Source organism: Aeromicrobium sp. A1-2 (assembly GCF_003443875.1).
In the GTDB taxonomy this organism is placed as follows: Bacteria; Actinomycetota; Actinomycetes; order Propionibacteriales; family Nocardioidaceae; genus Aeromicrobium.
Window position 1 is genome coordinate 2,968,121 of sequence record NZ_CP027482.1, and the last position, 16,547, is coordinate 2,984,667.

Annotated in this window: 17 protein-coding genes; 10 read left to right on the forward strand and 7 right to left on the reverse strand. The window is 68.7% G+C overall.

The features are described from left to right. The first annotated feature begins 37 nt into the window (after positions 1-37). Both C6I20_RS14585 and C6I20_RS14590 read left to right on the forward strand, forming a co-directional pair. Complete coding sequence (locus tag C6I20_RS14585) at positions 38-1,003, forward strand: glycosyl hydrolase family 32 (protein ID WP_118398971.1); 966 nt, start codon at positions 38-40, stop codon at positions 1,001-1,003. 95 nt (positions 1,004-1,098) lie between these two features. Then, positions 1,099-2,181 (forward strand): ABC transporter ATP-binding protein, encoded by a 1,083-nt coding sequence (locus tag C6I20_RS14590; protein WP_118397217.1) that lies wholly within the window; start codon positions 1,099-1,101, stop codon positions 2,179-2,181. A gap of 6 nt (positions 2,182-2,187) precedes the next feature. Here the strand turns inward: C6I20_RS14590 and C6I20_RS14595 are convergent, their stop codons facing one another. Continuing rightward, on the reverse strand, positions 2,188-3,420 hold the full coding sequence (locus C6I20_RS14595) for a DUF4032 domain-containing protein (RefSeq protein WP_118398973.1): 1,233 nt from the start codon (positions 3,418-3,420) through the stop codon (positions 2,188-2,190). A 61-nt stretch (positions 3,421-3,481) separates the two neighbouring features. Between C6I20_RS14595 and C6I20_RS14600 the strand changes: the two genes are divergently transcribed. The 7 genes from C6I20_RS14600 to C6I20_RS14630 all read left to right on the forward strand — a co-directional run bounded on the left by C6I20_RS14600 (position 3,482) and on the right by C6I20_RS14630 (position 9,873). Further along, on the forward strand, positions 3,482-4,363 hold the full coding sequence (locus C6I20_RS14600; protein ID WP_118398975.1) for a haloalkane dehalogenase: 882 nt from the start codon (positions 3,482-3,484) through the stop codon (positions 4,361-4,363). 228 nt (positions 4,364-4,591) lie between these two features. Next, positions 4,592-5,218: a CDP-alcohol phosphatidyltransferase family protein gene (locus C6I20_RS14605; RefSeq protein WP_118397221.1), complete on the forward strand. Its 627-nt coding sequence runs from the start codon at positions 4,592-4,594 to the stop codon at positions 5,216-5,218. Between the two features lie 22 nt (positions 5,219-5,240). Further along, positions 5,241-6,479 carry an ABC transporter substrate-binding protein gene (locus tag C6I20_RS14610; protein ID WP_118397224.1) on the forward strand — a complete coding sequence of 413 codons (1,239 nt, stop codon included), beginning with the start codon at positions 5,241-5,243 and terminating at the stop codon, positions 6,477-6,479. A gap of 4 nt (positions 6,480-6,483) precedes the next feature. Further along, positions 6,484-7,371, forward strand: coding sequence for an ABC transporter permease (locus C6I20_RS14615; RefSeq protein ID WP_118397227.1), 888 nt, complete (start codon positions 6,484-6,486; stop codon positions 7,369-7,371). Then, complete coding sequence (locus C6I20_RS14620) at positions 7,368-8,153, forward strand: ABC transporter permease (protein ID WP_118397230.1); 786 nt, start codon at positions 7,368-7,370, stop codon at positions 8,151-8,153. Before C6I20_RS14615 ends, C6I20_RS14620 begins: the two co-directional genes overlap by 4 nt. Continuing rightward, a complete protein-coding gene (locus C6I20_RS14625) occupies positions 8,150-9,193 on the forward strand; it encodes an ABC transporter ATP-binding protein (RefSeq protein ID WP_118397233.1) in 1,044 nt (347 codons plus the stop codon). The genes C6I20_RS14620 and C6I20_RS14625 overlap by 4 nt, the downstream gene beginning before the upstream one ends. Further along, on the forward strand, positions 9,190-9,873 hold the full coding sequence (locus C6I20_RS14630) for a TVP38/TMEM64 family protein (protein WP_118397236.1): 684 nt from the start codon (positions 9,190-9,192) through the stop codon (positions 9,871-9,873). Before C6I20_RS14625 ends, C6I20_RS14630 begins: the two co-directional genes overlap by 4 nt. Here C6I20_RS14630 and C6I20_RS14635 read toward each other — a convergent pair. From C6I20_RS14635 to C6I20_RS14645, 3 genes are read right to left on the reverse strand one after another with little or no spacing between them, the layout of a single operon-like run. Continuing rightward, positions 9,830-11,284 (reverse strand): NAD(P)/FAD-dependent oxidoreductase, encoded by a 1,455-nt coding sequence (locus C6I20_RS14635; protein WP_118397239.1) that lies wholly within the window; start codon positions 11,282-11,284, stop codon positions 9,830-9,832. The genes C6I20_RS14630 and C6I20_RS14635 overlap by 44 nt on opposite strands. Beyond that, the gene (locus C6I20_RS14640) at positions 11,284-11,562 is read right to left on the reverse strand and encodes a zf-HC2 domain-containing protein (RefSeq protein ID WP_118397242.1); all 279 of its coding nucleotides are present in this window, start codon (positions 11,560-11,562) and stop codon (positions 11,284-11,286) included. Before C6I20_RS14640 ends, C6I20_RS14635 begins: the two co-directional genes overlap by 1 nt. Beyond that, positions 11,559-12,176, reverse strand: a complete 618-nt coding sequence (locus tag C6I20_RS14645) for an RNA polymerase sigma factor (protein WP_254052156.1) — start codon at positions 12,174-12,176, stop codon at positions 11,559-11,561. The genes C6I20_RS14640 and C6I20_RS14645 overlap by 4 nt, the downstream gene beginning before the upstream one ends. Positions 12,177-12,353: 177 nt before the next feature. On the opposite strand from C6I20_RS14645, the gene C6I20_RS14650 reads away from it, so the two are divergent. Beyond that, positions 12,354-13,070 (forward strand): spermidine synthase, encoded by a 717-nt coding sequence (locus tag C6I20_RS14650; RefSeq protein WP_118397245.1) that lies wholly within the window; start codon positions 12,354-12,356, stop codon positions 13,068-13,070. A gap of 16 nt (positions 13,071-13,086) precedes the next feature. Here C6I20_RS14650 and C6I20_RS14655 read toward each other — a convergent pair whose 3' ends face one another. From C6I20_RS14655 to C6I20_RS14665, 3 genes are all read right to left on the reverse strand, one after another. Beyond that, a complete protein-coding gene (locus C6I20_RS14655; RefSeq protein ID WP_254052157.1) occupies positions 13,087-13,845 on the reverse strand; it encodes a 2-phosphosulfolactate phosphatase in 759 nt (252 codons plus the stop codon). Between the two features lie 9 nt (positions 13,846-13,854). Beyond that, on the reverse strand, positions 13,855-14,625 hold the full coding sequence (locus C6I20_RS14660) for a phosphatase PAP2 family protein (RefSeq protein WP_162891353.1): 771 nt from the start codon (positions 14,623-14,625) through the stop codon (positions 13,855-13,857). A 171-nt stretch (positions 14,626-14,796) separates the two neighbouring features. Then, positions 14,797-16,530, reverse strand: coding sequence for a helicase HerA-like domain-containing protein (locus C6I20_RS14665; protein ID WP_118397251.1), 1,734 nt, complete (start codon positions 16,528-16,530; stop codon positions 14,797-14,799). Positions 16,531-16,547: the final 17 nt, after the last annotated feature.

A 16,547-nucleotide genomic window follows, 5' to 3' on the forward strand; every position in this document is an offset into this window, starting at 1 on the left:
GAGCCTCCGATCCTGCACGTCCGCGCGGATGCCGGCCATGTTTGACCTCCCTGACTGTTGGGTGTGGGACTTCTGGACCGCCGAGGATCCCGGTGCCACCGACGGCCACCACTTGTTCTTTCTCAAGGCGTCCCGGTTGCTCGGCGACCCGGATCTGCGCCACTTCCACGCGTCGGTGGGTCACGCGGTCTCCGCCGACCTGACCCGTTGGACCCGCGTCGCCGATGCCATCGACCCGCAGCCGGCTCCGGCGTTCGACGACCGGGCCACATGGACCGGCTGTGTCGTCAAGGATGAAGCCGGCGGGTGGCTGATGTTCTCGACCGGCATCAGCAGTTCAGACCCCGGACTCGTGCAGCGCGTGGGAGTGTCCACGTCACCTGACCTCATGACCTGGACACGCTCGCCCTATGCGCTGCTCGAGGCGGACGAACGGTGGTACGCCCGCCGGCGCGGCGAGGATCTCGACGAGCACTGGCGCGACCCGTGGGTCATCTGTGATGACACCGGGCTGTGGCACATGTATCTCACCGCGCAGGCGCCCGAAGGTATCGGTCCGGGCGTCGTGGGTCACGCCACCTCCCCTGACCTGCGTACCTGGGAGGTGCAGCCCCCGCTGAGCAGCCCGACGGGGCGGTTCGACCAGCTCGAGGTGATCTCGCTCCACCAGGTCGAGGGCCGCTGGGTCCTCCTGTTCTCGTGCATGCACCCCGAGATGCCGGGCTCGGATCCCGGATCGGGAGGGGTGTGGTCGGTGCCGGTCGAAGGGCCTGGCTCCCCGGTCGACATCGACCGGGCGGTGCGCGTCACGACCGAACGCCTCTACGTCGGCAAGCTCGTGTCGACCCGTGACGGCAAGGCGCGGTTCCTCGCGTTCGAGAACCGGCGCGACGACCCGGGGTTCGTCGGCGGCATCATCAACCCCTGCCGCGTGACCTGGAACGACGCCGGCACCGGCTTGCGACTCGTGGACGCCCCAGCGTCGTGGAGCCCCCCGTCGTGAGCATTCATCAGCAGCCCAACCCGCGATAGTGTGATGTGAGTCACTTCGCTACAACGGATCGTCCGACACGTACCTGTCGGTGGAGGAGTTTCAACATGGCAACAGTCAGATTTGAAAAGGCACAGCGTTGGTTCCCCGGAGCCGACAAACCCACGGTCCCGGGCATCGACCTGGAGATCGAGGACGGCGAGTTCATGGTGCTCGTCGGCCCGTCGGGGTGTGGCAAGTCCACGACCCTGCGCATGCTCGCGGGCCTCGAAGAGGTCAACTCGGGCAAGATCTTCATCGGTGACCGCGACGTCACGGAGATGCCGCCCAAGGATCGGGACATCGCGATGGTGTTCCAGAACTATGCGCTCTACCCGCACATGACGGTCGCCGACAACATGGGTTTCGCGCTCAAGATGGCCAAGGTTCCCAACGACGAGCGCAAGAAGCGGGTCGAGGACGCCGCGGAGCTGCTCGGCCTCACCGAGTTCCTCGAGCGCAAGCCCAAGGCGCTGTCCGGTGGCCAGCGTCAGCGCGTCGCGATGGGTCGCGCGATCGTGCGCAACCCGCAGGTCTTCTGCATGGACGAGCCCTTGTCCAACCTCGACGCGAAGATGCGCGTGCAGACCCGCACCGACATCGCCAAGCTGCAGTCCGACCTCGGCGTCACGACGGTCTACGTCACGCACGACCAGGTCGAGGCCATGACGATGGGCGACCGGGTCGCGGTCATGAAGCTCGGTGAGCTGCAGCAGGTCGACACACCGCTGGGGCTCTACGACCGGCCGGTCAACCTGTTCGTCGCGGGCTTCATCGGATCACCTCAGATGAACCTGCTCCAGGGCACGGCGCACGACGGCCAGGCCAAGGTCGGTGACTACCTGGTCCCGGTGGACCCGACGGCCGCCCGCAAGATGCAGGGCAACATCACGGTGGGCGTACGCCCCGAGGCATGGCGCGTCGTCTCGGAGAACGAGGGTGGGCTCCCGGTCAAGGTGACGGTGGTCGAGGAGCTCGGGGCCGATGCCTTCGTCTACGGAACCAGCGGCATCTCCGGCACACCGAGCAACATCATCGTGCGGGTCCATGGCCGCGACACCGTGCACAAAGGCGAGACGATCTACGTCACGACCGATCCGCAGAACGTGCACGTGTTCGACACCGACACCGAAGAACGACTCAGCGACTGAGTCGGCCTACGTCGTGAGGGCGGGTGGCGGCATCTCTGGGGGTGCCATCACCTCGTCCGGGCGACGACTCAGCACGTGCTGGATGTAGTCACGAGCCGCCTCGAAGATGTCGACCTCGCGCCCGGCCTGCTCCGACAGCGTCCAGCGGTGGTGGAGGATCTCGTGATAGACCTCCGGCGCCTCGAGCTTGCCGCGCAGCTCCGGAGGCACCAGAGCCACGATGGGCTCGTAGTAGCGGCTCATCCACTGGTTGGCGACGACGTCTCGATCCTCCCGCGACAGGTCGCAGTTGGCTGTGTACGACGCGAGGTCGTTGAGCAGCCGCCGCGCCTGGTTGTCCTCGACGTTCATGCCGGTGAGCTCCTGCAGCTCGCGACGGTGGTGACCGAGCTCCACGACACGGGGCCTGATCTGGATCTGGTCGCCATCGACACCCGTGTTGATGTCGAGCTCGTCGACGTCGAAGCCCAGGTCGTTGAGCCTTTCGATCCGCTGCTCGATGCGCCACATCTCGTCGGCCCCGAACTGCTCGGCGCCGGTCAGCTCGGACCACAGCGCGTCATAACGCTCACGGATCCGGTCGACGATCGCGAACACCGCGACATCACCTTCCACGGCGTTGCTGGCCTCGAGGTCGAGCAGCTCGGCGAAGACGTTCTCGCAGCCGACCGTCACATCGTGCTCCCGCAAGCGCTCGGAGAGCGTGGGGTGCAGTTCGCCGGTTTCGGCGTCCACGAGGTAGGCCGAGAAGGCGCCCGCATCGCGCCGGAACAGGACGTTGGACAGCGACACATCGCCCCAGTAGAAGTTGCTGAGGTGCAGTCGCACGAGCAGCACGACGAGCGCATCGACCAACGACGGGATGTTCTCGACCGTCAGGCCGTGGGAGAACAAGGAGCGGTACGGAAGGGAGAAGCGCAGGTGCTCGGTGAGCAACGCCGTCGGCAGCGGGTTCTGCTGGGAGTCGGTGCGGCCCGCCACAACCCCCTGCGCGAGCACGGTTGGCAGCCTGAGTCGGTCCAGCTCGCGGAGCAGCCGATACTCGCGGAAGGCGATCTCCTCGGTGGTCTCCTTGATCGCGTACGTCCGACGTCCCAGCCGCACGATGCGGACGACATGGCGCGAGAGGCCCCGCGGCAGCGGCACGACGTACTCGTCGGACCAGTCCTCCAGCGGGGTGCTCCATGGCAGGTTGAGGATCGCCGGGTCAGGCCGATTCGCCACGATGCGCAGGGGCATGCGATCCATATTGCCCCACGAGGAGCGCAACACGCGGCGGCGCGACGCCTATGCTCGGCCCATGCAACGGACCCCCGACGAGCGCTTTGCCGACCTTCCCGACTTCCCGCACGAGCCGCACTATCGCGAGTGGGAGGGCCTGCGCCTGGCCCACGTCGACGTCGGCGAGGGCTCGACGGTCGTGCTGCTCCACGGAGAACCGACCTGGTCGTTCATGTGGCGGAAGGCCATCACGCCGCTGGTCGAGGCCGGACACCGCTGCATCGCGCCAGACCTGCCCGGCTTCGGTCGCTCCGACAAGCCCGCCGACGACTGGTACACGTACGACCGGCTCGTCGCGGCCGTCATCGCACTGTTCGAGGACCTCGACCTCACCGATGTGACGCTGGTCGTGCACGACTGGGGCGGACCGATCGGCCTGCGGGTCGCCACGACCGAAATACCCGAACGCATCTCTCGCATCGTGATCATGGACTCCGGCCTGTTCACCGGGCACCAGAAGATGGGCAAGAACTGGCAGATGTTCCGCGACTTCATCGACGCCGAGCCCGACATGCCGATCGGCATGCTGGTGAACGGTGGCAGCGCGACGGATCTGTCCGCCGAGGTCGTCGCGGCGTACGAGGCACCGTTCCCGACCGTCGACCACAAGGGTGGGGCACGCCGCCTCCCTGCACTGATCCCGCAATCCCCCGACGATCCGGGAGCCGCCGAGGGACGCGCCGCTATCGCGGCACTGACACAGGAGTCCCGCCCGCTGCTGCTGCTGTGGGCCGATGCCGACACGATCCTCCCGCTGGAGCCCACCGGACGAGCCATGGAGTCGACGTTCCCGGTGTCCGAGCCGCTGCACGTCATCGAGGGCGCAGGGCACTTCCTGGCCGAGGACCAGGGCGCCGTGATCGGCGCGACGATCGCCGACTGGTTGGCCCGACAGGCCTGAATGCTCCTCGGCGACCGACTCGAGGTCCGCGACGTGGAATGAATCGCCGGGGTCGGGGGGTTTCCCCTCCAACCATCGCCCACGAAAGAGGTCCCACCATGACACCGCTCGCGCGGCGCATGCACCCGGACTGCGGGACGCTGGACCCATACGCCAGGGCGAGAGCCCATCCCCTCGACGACCAGGAGCGACCCGTGACGCCTCGCTCCGCCTGCACGAAAGGCCGTCGTGCTTGACCAGGCCGCGCGACGCATCACAGGTCCGGCCCTGGATCGCGCCGCTCGGACCATCGCGGCGACCGGGGTCCGGCCGACGACGCTGACCGCGATCGGCTGGCTGGCCGGCGTGGGCGCCTGTGTTTCGGTCGCGACCGGCGCCTGGACCCTGGGCCTTGTCCTGTGGCTCCTCAACCGACTCTTCGACGGGCTCGACGGTGCCGTGGCCAGGCAGGTCGGTCCAACAGACCTCGGCGGCTTCCTCGACATCGTCGCTGACTTCAGCATCTACTCCGGGTTCGTGCTCGCGATCGCGATCCAGGTCCCCGAGGCCCGGCTTGCTTGTGTGGCGCTCCTCGTGGCGTACTACCTGTCCGGCACAGCCTTCCTCGCCCTGTCCTCGATCCTCGAGCGCCGCCGGGCGGACCAGCACCAGGACGGTCGCTCCCTGCGGTTCGTCGGCGGTCTGGCCGAGGGCACCGAGACCGTCATCGCCTACACGCTGTTCACGATCTTTCCCGAGCACGCCGAGCTGATCGCCTGGGCCTTCGCCGGCGCCGTCACGATCACCGTCCTGCAACGCGTAGCCGAAGGTGTGCTGACCCTCGCCTCGGACCGCGTGCTCGCGTCACGTCCCTAGCCACCTGCCACCAGGAGATTCCGTGCCCCACAAACCCGTCCTTCGCCGCCTCGCCGTCCCGTTCGCTGTCGCCGCAGTGACCCTCGCAGCCTGCGGGACCTCCGAGCCCGATGCGCCTGCCGCGGACTCCGCCGACTGGTCGGCCGTGCTCTCCGACGCCAAGGGCCAGACGGTCAACTGGTACATGTACGGCGGCGACGACGCGCTCAACGCCTTCGTCAAGGACGAGGTCGCACCGCGGCTGGCCAAGCGTGGCGTGACCCTCAAGCAGGTGCGCATCACCGACACCGCCGACGCGGTCAACAAGGTGCTCGGCGAGAAGCAGGCCGGACGCACCAGCGGCGGAGCCGTCGACGCGATCTGGGTCAATGGCGAGAACTTCGCCACCGGTGTGCAGGCCGACATCTGGTCGTGCGGGTGGGCCGACGACCTGCCCAACGCCAAGTACGTCGATCTGACCGCAGACGCGGTCAAGAGCGACTTCGGCGTGCCGGTCGACGGCTGCGAAGCGGCTTGGCAGCAGGCCAGCTCTGCGCTGGTGTACGACAGCGCGGACCTCGACCCGGCCGACGTAGCCTCGGTCGACTCGTTGCTGGCCTGGGCCAAGACCAACCCCGGCAAGTTCACCTATCCCGCGCCGCCTGACTTCACCGGCTCGATGGCCGTCCGCTCGCTGCTGTACGACCAGATCGGCGGACCGTCGACGTTGGCCGGGGCCTTCGACGAGCAGGCGTACACCAAGGCGACCGCCGGCTTCTACGACCGGCTCAATCAGATCGAGCCGAGCCTGTGGCGCCAGGGCGAGACGTACCCGACGAGCCAGGCCGCCATCGAGAAGCTGTATGCCGACGGCGAGATCAGTGCGTACTTCACCTACGGCCCTGGCGCGGTGGCGACGCAGGTGACCGACGGCACCTATCCCGAGTCGACCCGCGAGGCGATCCCCTCCAGCGGCAACATCAGCAACTACAGCTTCATCACGATCCCGAAGAATGCCGCGCACCGTTCCGCCGCCTTCGTGCTGGCCGACACCCTGCAGGACCCGGAGGTCCAGCTCGCGCTGTTCGAGGCGACCGGCGCATATCCGGGCATCGACGTGTCGCGGACCAGCGAGACCACGCAGCGCACTTTCGCCGATGTGCCGCAGAGCCCCTCGGTCCTGTCCCTCGAGGAGCTGTCGGCGAATGCGCAGCCCGAGCTGGCCAGCGCGTACCTGACCCGGATCGAGAAGGACTGGACAGCGCAGGTCCTGCAGAAGTAGCCCCATGACGACCTTGTCCGTAGTCACCGGTTCACCCGCGGTCCGGCGCGCCCTCCTGCTTGCTCCGGCGATGCTCGTGATCGGCGTGTTCTTCGTCGGCGGGTTTGCCCAGGCAATCGCCCAGAGCCTGGGTCACCAGCCACTGCTGGGCGGCGGCCGGTGGTCGCTGGACGCCTACCGTGTGGCGGCGGACGATCCGGCGGTCCGGTCCTCGATCGCCCTGACACTGCGGATCGGCATCCTGTCGACGGTCCTGGCGACGACTCTGGGGGTGGGCTTCGCGTTGGTCGTCCGGCGGCTCGGGGCTGGTCGCGCGTGGCTGACCCGCCTGTTCCAGGGGACACTGGCCGTCCCGCACCTGGTCGGGGCGCTGTGCATAGCGCTGCTGCTGTCGCCGTCCGGCATGACGTCACGAACGGCACACGCGGTCGGGCTCGTCGATGACGCCCAGCAGTTCCCCGCCCTGACCCAGGACGGATTCGGCTGGGGCATCATCGCGGAGTATGTGTGGAAGGAGACCCCGTTCATCGCGGTCATCGCCCTGGCCGCCATGAGCGTCAACCTGCAGCGGCTCGAGGACGTCTCCCGCACCCTCGGCGCGGCCCCGTGGCAGCGGCTGCGCCATGTCACGCTCCCGATGCTGTCCGCGCCCGTCGGCGCCGCCGCACTGCTCGTGCTGGCGTTCACGATGGGTTCGTACGAGGTCCCGGTTCTGCTGGGCCGGCCGTTCCCGGCGCCGTTGTCGGTCGTGACGTACCAGACCTTCAACGACACGGACCTGACCTCGCGCCCCGAGGCCATGGCCATCGCGGTCCTGCTCGCGACCCTCACGACCATGATCGCCGCGGGCTACCTCGTCGTGACCCAGCTCGCCCGCAGGAGACACGCATGAGGCGCCTCGCGGCGATTGCGATCGCCGCGGCGGTGATCACGCCGCTGGTTCCGCTGGTGCTGTGGTCGGTCGCCGGCTCCTGGCCCTACCCCGACCTGCTGCCGACCGACGGCACGACCCGAGGGCTGGCGATCGTCGCGTCCTCCGAGTCCTGGCACGCCCTGCTCTCCTCCACGCTGATCGCGACCTCGGTCGCTGTCCTCGCCTGCGCGATCGGGCTTCCGGCCGGCCGGGTCATCGGTCTGCACCGGTTCCGCGGTCGCCGGATGGTGCAATTCCTCCTGGTCACCCCCGTCATCGTGCCGGGGCTCGCGGTGACGTTGGGCCTGCAGGTGTTCTTCATCCGCTGGGGCCTGTCCGAGAGCGCGCTGGGGGTGGTCCTGGTGCAGCTGATCCTCACGGTGCCGTACGCCGCGACCATCCTGGGAGCCGCCTTCGACCACTTCGACGTCGACCTGGAGCGGCAGGCCCAGGTGCTCGGCGCCGGACCGTGGCGCACGACTGCCCTGGTCACGATCCCGGTGCTCGCCCCGGCACTGGCCGCCACCGCCCTGCTGACGTTCCTGATCTCCTGGAGCGAGTACATCCTCACGTTGTTGATCGGTGGGGGTCAGGTGCAGACGCTGCCCCTCCTGCTGCTCTCGGCGATCGGATCTTCCGACACGACGGCGGCGGCGGCCCTGGGACTTCTGGTCGTCATCCCCCCTGTGCTCCTCGTGGCAGTCGCGGCACGGGTGCTGCGACTGCGCGGTGGCATGCTGATGGGTGTGGCCCGAACATGACGTCTGCCCTGCAGACCTGCGGCCTGACCAAGCGCTTTGCCGGCACCACGGCCGTCGACGGGGTCGACCTCGACCTCGCGCCCGGATCGTTCACCGCGCTGCTGGGCCCGTCCGGCTGCGGCAAGAGCACCACGCTGCAGATGATCGCCGGGCTCGTCGCGCCCGATGCCGGGCGCGTCACGGTCGACGGCCGTGACATGGCGGCCGTCCGGACCGAGCAGCGGCCGATCTCGTTGGTGTTCCAGAAGCCGCTGCTGTTCCCCCACCTGTCGGTCACCCAGAACGTCGGCTTCGGCCTGCGGATGCAGCACACTCCTCGTGGGGTGATCGCCGACCGCGTCGCCGCGATGCTCCAGCGAGTCCAGCTCGACGGTCTCGGGCATCGCCGTCCACATGAGCTGTCCGGTGGCCAGGAGCAACGCGTCGCCCTGGCCCGCGCGCTCGTGCTGGAGCCATCGGTGCTGCTCCTGGACGAACCGTTCTCGCAGCTCGATGCCTCATTGCGTCTCGAGATGCGCCACCTGGTGCGTGGGCTGCACGACTCGACGGGTGTCACGACGGTCTTCGTGACCCACGACCAGGCCGAGGCGGTGGACATCTCCGATGAGATCGTCCTGATGCTGGACGGTCGGATCGAGGCTCAGGGCAACCCCGAGCAGCTGTACGTCGCCCCGCCGACGTTGGCGACGGCTCGATTCTTCGGTGTCACCAACGAGCTCACCGGCACCGCCGGCGACGGAGCCTTCAGCCTCGCCGGAAGCGACCTCGCGATGGACGCCGGCACGGTCCGTGGGCCGGCGGTCCTGACGATCCGGCCCGAGGCCATCGAATTGCGATCCGGTGCCACCGCCGACACCGTCAGCCTGGCCGTGGAGTCGGTGCGTTTCGCCGGGGCCTTCCTGGCCGTGAACGGGCGCACCGCCGACGATCAGCTCGTGACCCTGCACGCACCGATCGGGACGTCCGCCGCCGTGGGCGAGACGATCCACCTCGGCCTCCCCCCTTCCCGCTGCACCGTCTTCCCCTGGAGCCCCCCATGAGCCGCCGCCAGATCGCCATCCGCCTCGCAGTGCTTGCCGCCGCCATCTCCGGCTTCGTTCTCCTGGAGACCCAGGTCGGGCTACCCGGCCTCACCGAGGTCCAGGACTACTTCAACGGCCTGGGCTGGATCGCCCTGCCGGCGTTCGCGGTGTTCTACGCCTCGGCAACCCTGCTCCCGCTGCCCAAGGCCGTCTGCACGATCGCCGGTGGCGCGATCTTCGGGTTCTGGCTCGGTCTCGTGGTCGTGCTGGTGGGTGCCGTCGCCGGCTCGACCGGCGCGTTCGCGGGGGCCCGCTGGCTGGGTCGGGACTCGGTGCGTGGCCTGACCGCCGACCGGGTCCGCAAGGTCGACGCCCAGATCGGTGAACGGGGCTTCCTCACGGTGCTGGGTGCCCGGCTGCTGCCGGTCATCCCCTTCACAACGATCAACTACATCTTCGGCCTGACCTCGGTGAAGCTGCGGGCCTACGTCATCGCGACCGCCGTCGGGATCATCCCCGGGACCGCGGTCTACGTCGCTGTCGGCGCGTACGGCTTCTCGCCGGGCTCGTGGCCCTTCGCGATCACCGTGACCGGCCTGGTGGTGCTGACGGTCGTCGGCACGGTGCACGCGAGGCGGACCGCCCGCCGACCCGTCACGACCGGGTCAGCCACCGGCGAAGACGCAGCAACACCCTGACCGCGCGACGGGCCCACGGGCTCGCAAGGTCCTCCTGCAGCTGGGCGAGTGCGGCCTTCCAGACTCCGTCGGCATACGTCGGATAGGCGTGCATCGCGGCAGCGATGTCGCGCGCGCGCAGCCCGTGCCGGGCGGCGAGGACCACTTCGGCGAGCGACTCGCCCGCACGGGGACCAACGATCGTCGCACCGATCACGCGCTGCTTGCGGTCGAGCACGATCCGGGAGAATCCGTCCGTCTGTCCCTCCGCGATCGCCCGGTCCACCTCGTCGTGCCCCACGGTCCGGGCATGGATGCCGTCCGTCCCGTCGTGCTGCAGCCCGACACCGAATGCGGCGACCTCGGGGTGCGTGTAGGTCACCCGGGGGATCGTGGCCAGATCGACACTCCGCCGTAGGCCCAGCACTGCGTTGGTCGCGGCCATGGATCCGTGGCTGCCTGCGACATGGGTGAACTGCGGGTGCCCGGTGATGTCGCCCGCGGCCCAGATGCGCCGGTTGCTGGTGCGCAGTCGGGGGTCGACCTCGATGAAGCCTCGTTCGGTGAGGCTGACTCCGGCCTCCTCCAGGCCCAGACCGGCCGTGCGCGGGCGGCGGCCGACCGACACCAGGACGGTGTCGGTCTCGACGACCGATCCGTCGCTGAGCTGGGCCGCTCCGGGGCGGAACGACTCGACCGAGACGCCGAGCCTCAGCGTCACGCCATCGGCGATCAGCGCCGAGGTGATGGACTCTGCGGCATCCTCGTCCTCGCGCGGCAGGATGCGATTGCCGGACTCGACGATCGTCACGTCCGATCCGAGCCTGGCCAGCGCCTGGCCCAGCTCACAGCCGATGCTGCCGGCACCGAGCACCAACAGGCTGGCCGGGAGGGACTCCAGGTCCCACACCGAGTCCGACGTCAGGACTGTCATCGTGTCGAGTCCATCGAGGGCAGGCACGAAGGGGGACGAGCCCGCCGCGATGACGGCGTTGCGGAACACGAAGCTGGTGCCGTCGACGACGACCGATCTCGGTCCGTCGAAGCGCACCTCGCCGTGGATCACCGTCACGCCCGTCGAGCGGAGCGACTCCGGGGAGTCGATCGGCTCGATCGTCGCCACGACACCGTGAACGGTCTGCATGACGGCGGAGAACTCGACTTCGCCACCCGGGCGGGTCAGCCCGCGACCGTGCCGGCCCGCGACCGCGTCGTGCGCGATCGAGAGCAGCGCCTTGCTGGGGACACAACCGGTCCAGAGGCAGTCGCCGCCGGGGCGTTCCCGCTCGATCAGCAGGACGTCCGCACCGAGGCCGGCCGCCGTCTTGGCGGCGACGATTCCCGCGGTGCCCCCACCCAGGACCACGAGGTCCCACGGATCGGAGCGCGTGGCCGACACGTCGTCGGAGGTCCAGTCCAGTGCTGTGACCATCAGTGCACCGAGCCGTCCGCGAGCCGGCGGGCAGCAAGCTGCAGTCTCGCGATGCTCGCCTCGTCAGGCGTACGTCGTTCGGCGAGTCGCGCCAAAGCCGCCTTGACGCCTCGGTAGTCGCTGACCGCCGCGGAGCACCGGTCGCACACCGCCAGATGGGCCTCGAGCCGGGCCATCTCCTCGCGCGAGAGCGTGGCCGCAGGGTCGGCGTCGAGGTAACGCTGGATGCGTCGCCCCGACCAGCGGCAGGTGACCATCATGCGAAGGGCGGTGATCATCGGTGTCTCCTGTGGGACGAAGGTGTGGTCTCGAGGCTCGCCCGCATGCGACTGCGAGCCCGACTCAGCCGGGACATCACGGTCCCGACGGGTATCCCGAGCGCATCGGCGGTCTCCTGGTAGGAGAGCTGGTCGACGTCGACCAGCAGGAGAACTCCCCGGAATCTGGGATCGAGGTCGGCCAGGGCCTGCTCGACGTGATCGTCCATGACGGTGTCGTTCACCAGGTCCTCCGGAGCCCTCCCCGTCGCATCGCCGAACGCCGGCGGACGGTTGACGAGCTCGCCGTGCGGATCGGCCGGCGCCGGTCGGCGCCGACGGTGGGTGTTGATGTTGGCCCGACGCATGATCGTCAGGAGCCACGCCCGCGGGTGTGCGCCGTCGAAGCGGTCGGCGCTCTTGAACGCCCTGATCAGGGTCTCCTGGACCAGGTCCTCGGCGTCGGCCCGCGATCCGGTGAGACTGCGCGCAACACGCAGCAGCACCTCGATCTCCGGCTCGACGTGGCGAGCGAACGAGAGTGTCTGCTCGTCGTGCTGAGACGTCGTGCTGGTCGGGTCCACGTGGTGGGAACCCTGCGCGCCGTCGGGATCATTCCCGGACTGGTCAGCCACGTCCGCACCCGTCGTGCCAGGTCCCGTGGATCATGCCTGCTCCTCGGTCAAGGGCGGCGTCCCGGTGACAACGGCCCTGCAACGAGCGTACGACGGCCCGGCCGCGGCCTCGCCCTCGTCGCCCGGTGTCCGGCGCTGCGGCCTAGACTCGGCTCCACCCCCGATCCAGGAGCAGCAATGGCGCGATTCCGCGAGATCGACTTCCGACCGACGCCGATGGGCGATCTGATCCTTCGCGAGCGCTGGGACCCTGTGGCCAAGCAGGACCTGCTCGAGATCAAGCTCGGTGACGAGTTCTTGATGTCGAGCCTGTTCACGGTGGCCGAGATCGCACTGGGCCATCTCGCGACCGCCGAGTGCGATGGCACCGATCTCGACGTGGTCGTGGGCGGCCTGGGTCTGGGCTGCACCGCCCTGGCCGTGCTCGAGGACCCGCGGGTCCGAAGCCTCGTCGTCGTCGATGCCCTCCCCGAGGTCATCGAGTGGCACCGAGAGCACCTGATCCCCGCCGGGACCACACTGACCACCGACGCCCGCTGCCGCCTCGTGCACGGCGACTTCTTCGCCGGCCTGCGAGACGGCGGCGAGCTCAACCCCGATGCGCCCGGGCACCTCTGGCATGCCGTCGTCGTCGACATCGACCACACGCCAACCCATCACCTGCACCCCAGCCACGCCGACCTCTACGACGAGGCGGGCCTCAACCGGGTCGTGGCGCGACTGCATCCCGGCGGGGTCTTCGCCCTGTGGTCCGACGATCCTCCCGATGAGACCTTCATGGCGACCCTGGCTGCCACGTTCCCCGAGGTCAGGGCCGAGGTCGTGACATTCGACAATCCCCTGCTGGGCACCGTCGCATCCAACACGGTCTATCTGGCGCGTACGCCACGCTGACCTGCGGGCGAGCCGGTCAGGGTGCCGCGATGAAACCGCGGTCGCTCAGCAGCGGCACGACAGTCGTCGACCCGACCTCGGCAGCGATGTCGACGTCAGCTCCGAAACCACCCTCGATGAGCTCGAGACCACTCGCGCAAGCTCGAAGGTGGGACTGCTCACGACCGGCGACGAGCCGGTACGCATCGGCCGCCATCGCCGCCTCGGGCGAGAGACCCGGCCAGTCGTGGTCCTCGAGCGCCGCAAGGACCGCGCCGGCACCCCAGAGGTCTTCGACGGCTGGCCGTAGCGATCCATCGGGCCAACGCTCGCCAGCAGCCACGACTGCGATCGTCGCGGTCTCCGCATCGTGCTCGCGGGCGATCCAGTTGGCGACCGCGACCGCGTTGCGCAGACAGGCACCCACGACTGTCGTCACCTGTGGTGCGAGCCCGTGCGAGATGGCCGATCCGTTCGGGGAGGGCAGGACCAGTCGATCGATCACGCCCGCCGCACGGATGCTCGCCGGCGAGAGGCTCAGCCGCTCCGGATCGGACCGGTCCCGGGTCGCTGCGAGGTCGGCCCGGTGCTGGGCGGCATACGACGCGGCGTCTGGACGCCCCGCCGGATAGGGAAGCACCACGATGCCGCGGTCGACGGCGACACTCAAGGTCGTCGAGAACGACAACACATCGACGACGACGGCGACATCAGCGCGCTCGGCGATCAGCATGCCGCCGGTCGAACCCCACTCGAACCGGACCTGGTGCCGGGACTGACCTGCCGCAGAGCTCACTGCACCAGCCTAGGGGGAGAGGTGTTGGTCCTCGTGGGCCACGACCGGACTTCGCCGCTCCCAGATGATGACACCGCCAAAGGCGATCAGGACAACGACCCAACCAATCACCGCGTCGAGCACCCAGTGGTTGCCGGTGCCGATGATCACGAGGGTCATGATCGCTGCATAGGTCAGGCCCAGCGCCTGCACGATCTTCGGCATGCCGGCGCGGATCAGCACGATGGCAACCCAGAGCGCCCACCCGGCGTGCAGCGAGGGGGATGCAGCCAGCTCATTGGTCATGCCGCCCAGGCCCTTGGGCGCGGAGGCGTCGCCACCCCACCACCCGACGCCGGAGTGCAGGCTCAGCACATCAGCGAATCGGCCCCCGACCAGACGCGGCGGAGCGGTCGGCATCACGAGGTAGAAGGCGAGCCCGATGATCGTGGCGAACACCAATGCGCGGCGGGCCGTGACGTATTCGGAGGCGCTGCGACGGTAGATCCAGATCAGGACTGCTGCCGTCACGATGTAGTGCGTCGTGGCGTACCAGAAACTGCCGAACAGGCCCAACCAGTCGTGCTGCACGAACTTGTCGTTGAGCCAGCCCTCGGCATCGATCCGCCAGACCTTCTCGAAGTCGAGCACGTCGATCGCTCGGCCGCGCGCCGGCGCGAAGTCGTTGGAGGCGAGCAGGCGGGAGGCGCTGTAGCCGACGTAGAGGAAGCCCAGGAAGGCCAGCTCGATCGCGCCGCGCTTGATCTTGCGGAGCGCAGCAGGCCGGCGGGAGGTCGTCACGTGCCTCACCTGCTGTGACGACTGCGTCATCGCCCCTCCTGCGCTCGAACTGGGGTTGCTTCCTAGGAGAAGGCGCCGAGGTGCGCCTTCGTGCGATCAACTCTCGCGGACAACCGTTGTGTACGGCAACCAGAGTCGACCCTGATTTCTTCCCTGAGACCTTACTTGCCCCTAGCGACGCTTCTTGAACAAATTCTTAATGAGTTCCCGAGCGATCGTCCGACTGGCCTCACCGACCGCACGATCCACGGGCGACATGCGCCGCGACCTGCTCCTCGGCTTCGCCGCCGAGGTCGACTTCTTGCTCGCAAGTCTGTCGGCCTCCTTCTGGAGCCGTTCAGCCTCCTGCTGCTCCTTCTTCTTGCTGGTCTCTGCCGCGGCAGCGGCCTCGACGGCCGCGGCATTGGCGCCCAGCATCTCGGTGGCGGACTCAGGGTTGACCGCGGTGCCGTACTTGGCTTGCAAGGGTGAGGACGCCACGGCCGCCTCGATCTGTTCGGACGGGGTCGGGTCCATTGAGCCCTGCGGGGCGCGGAGACGGGTCCACGCAACCGGGGTCGGCGCACCCTTGTCGCTCATGACCGTCACGATCGCCTCGCCGATGCCCAGCGAGGTCAGCACCTCTTCCAGGTCGTACGTCGTGTTGGGATAGGTCGACACGGTGGCCTTGAGCGCCTTGGCCGCGTCCGGCGTGTGCGCCCGCAGCTGGTGCTGGACCCGTGAACCAAGCTGGGCGAGGACGTCGCTGGGCACGTCCTTGGGGGTCTGCGTCACGAAGAAGATGCCAACGCCCTTGGAGCGGATGAGGCGGACGGTCTGCGTGATGGTGTCGAGGAAGTCCGCGGACGCGTCCGCGAACAGCAGGTGGGCCTCGTCGAAGAAGAAGACCAGCTTGGGCTTGTCCGAGTCGCCGACCTCGGGCAGCTCCTTGAACAGCTGGCTCAGGAGATACATCAGGAACGTCGAGAACAGCGCCGGCTTGTCCTGAACTCCCGGGACCTCCAGCAGCGACACGATGCCGCGGCCGTCGGGCGCGGTGCGGAGGAAGTCGGAGACCGAGATCTCGGGCTGGCCGAAGAACTGGTCGGCTCCCTCGTCCGCGAAAGCGATGAGCTCGCGGAGTATGACCCCGACCGTCGCCGCGGAGAGCCCGCCGAGGGCCTTGAGTTCGCCCTTGCCCTCATCGCCCGTCAAGTACGTCAGCACGTCGCGCAGGTCCTGCAGGTCGATCATCGGCAGCGACGCCTTGCGGGCGTAGTGAAAGACCAGGCCAAGGGACGACTCCTGCGTGTCGTTGAGCCCCAGGACCTTTGCCAGGAGAGTCGGTCCGAAGCCGTCGACCGAGGCACGTACCGGGATGCCCATCCCGATCCCGCCCAGCGCGAAGTACTCCGTCGGCGATGCGAGGGGCTGCCAATCCTGGCCGATGCTGGTGGTGCGGGCGAGCAGCTTGTCGCTGGACGCACCCGGCGTCGCGACGCCGGAGAGATCGCCCTTGATGTCGGCCGCGAAGACCGGGACGCCGTTGGCTGCGATCTGCTCGGCCAGGATCTGGAGCGTCTTGGTCTTGCCGGTGCCGGTAGCGCCCGCGACCAGACCATGCCGGTTGAGCATCGCGAGCGGGATGCGCACCTGCGCATCGGGGACGGGTTCACCGTCGAGCAGCGCCCCCATCTCGATTGCGGTGCCCTCGAACGCGTATCCGGCCCTGACGATCGCGACGATCTCGCTTTGCGGCGACGCTGGCGGCTCATCGGCCGGCGCAGCCGCCCTCGCTTGTGCCGCCTCGGCGGCCACGGCCAGCTCATCGGCCTTCCGCTGGGCGGCCTCGGCCGCGGCCCGGGCCGATTCGGCCGCCTTCGCGGCCTCATCCGCAGCGGCCTGGTCGTCGTCACTCGTGGTCATGGCCACACGCTACCGCC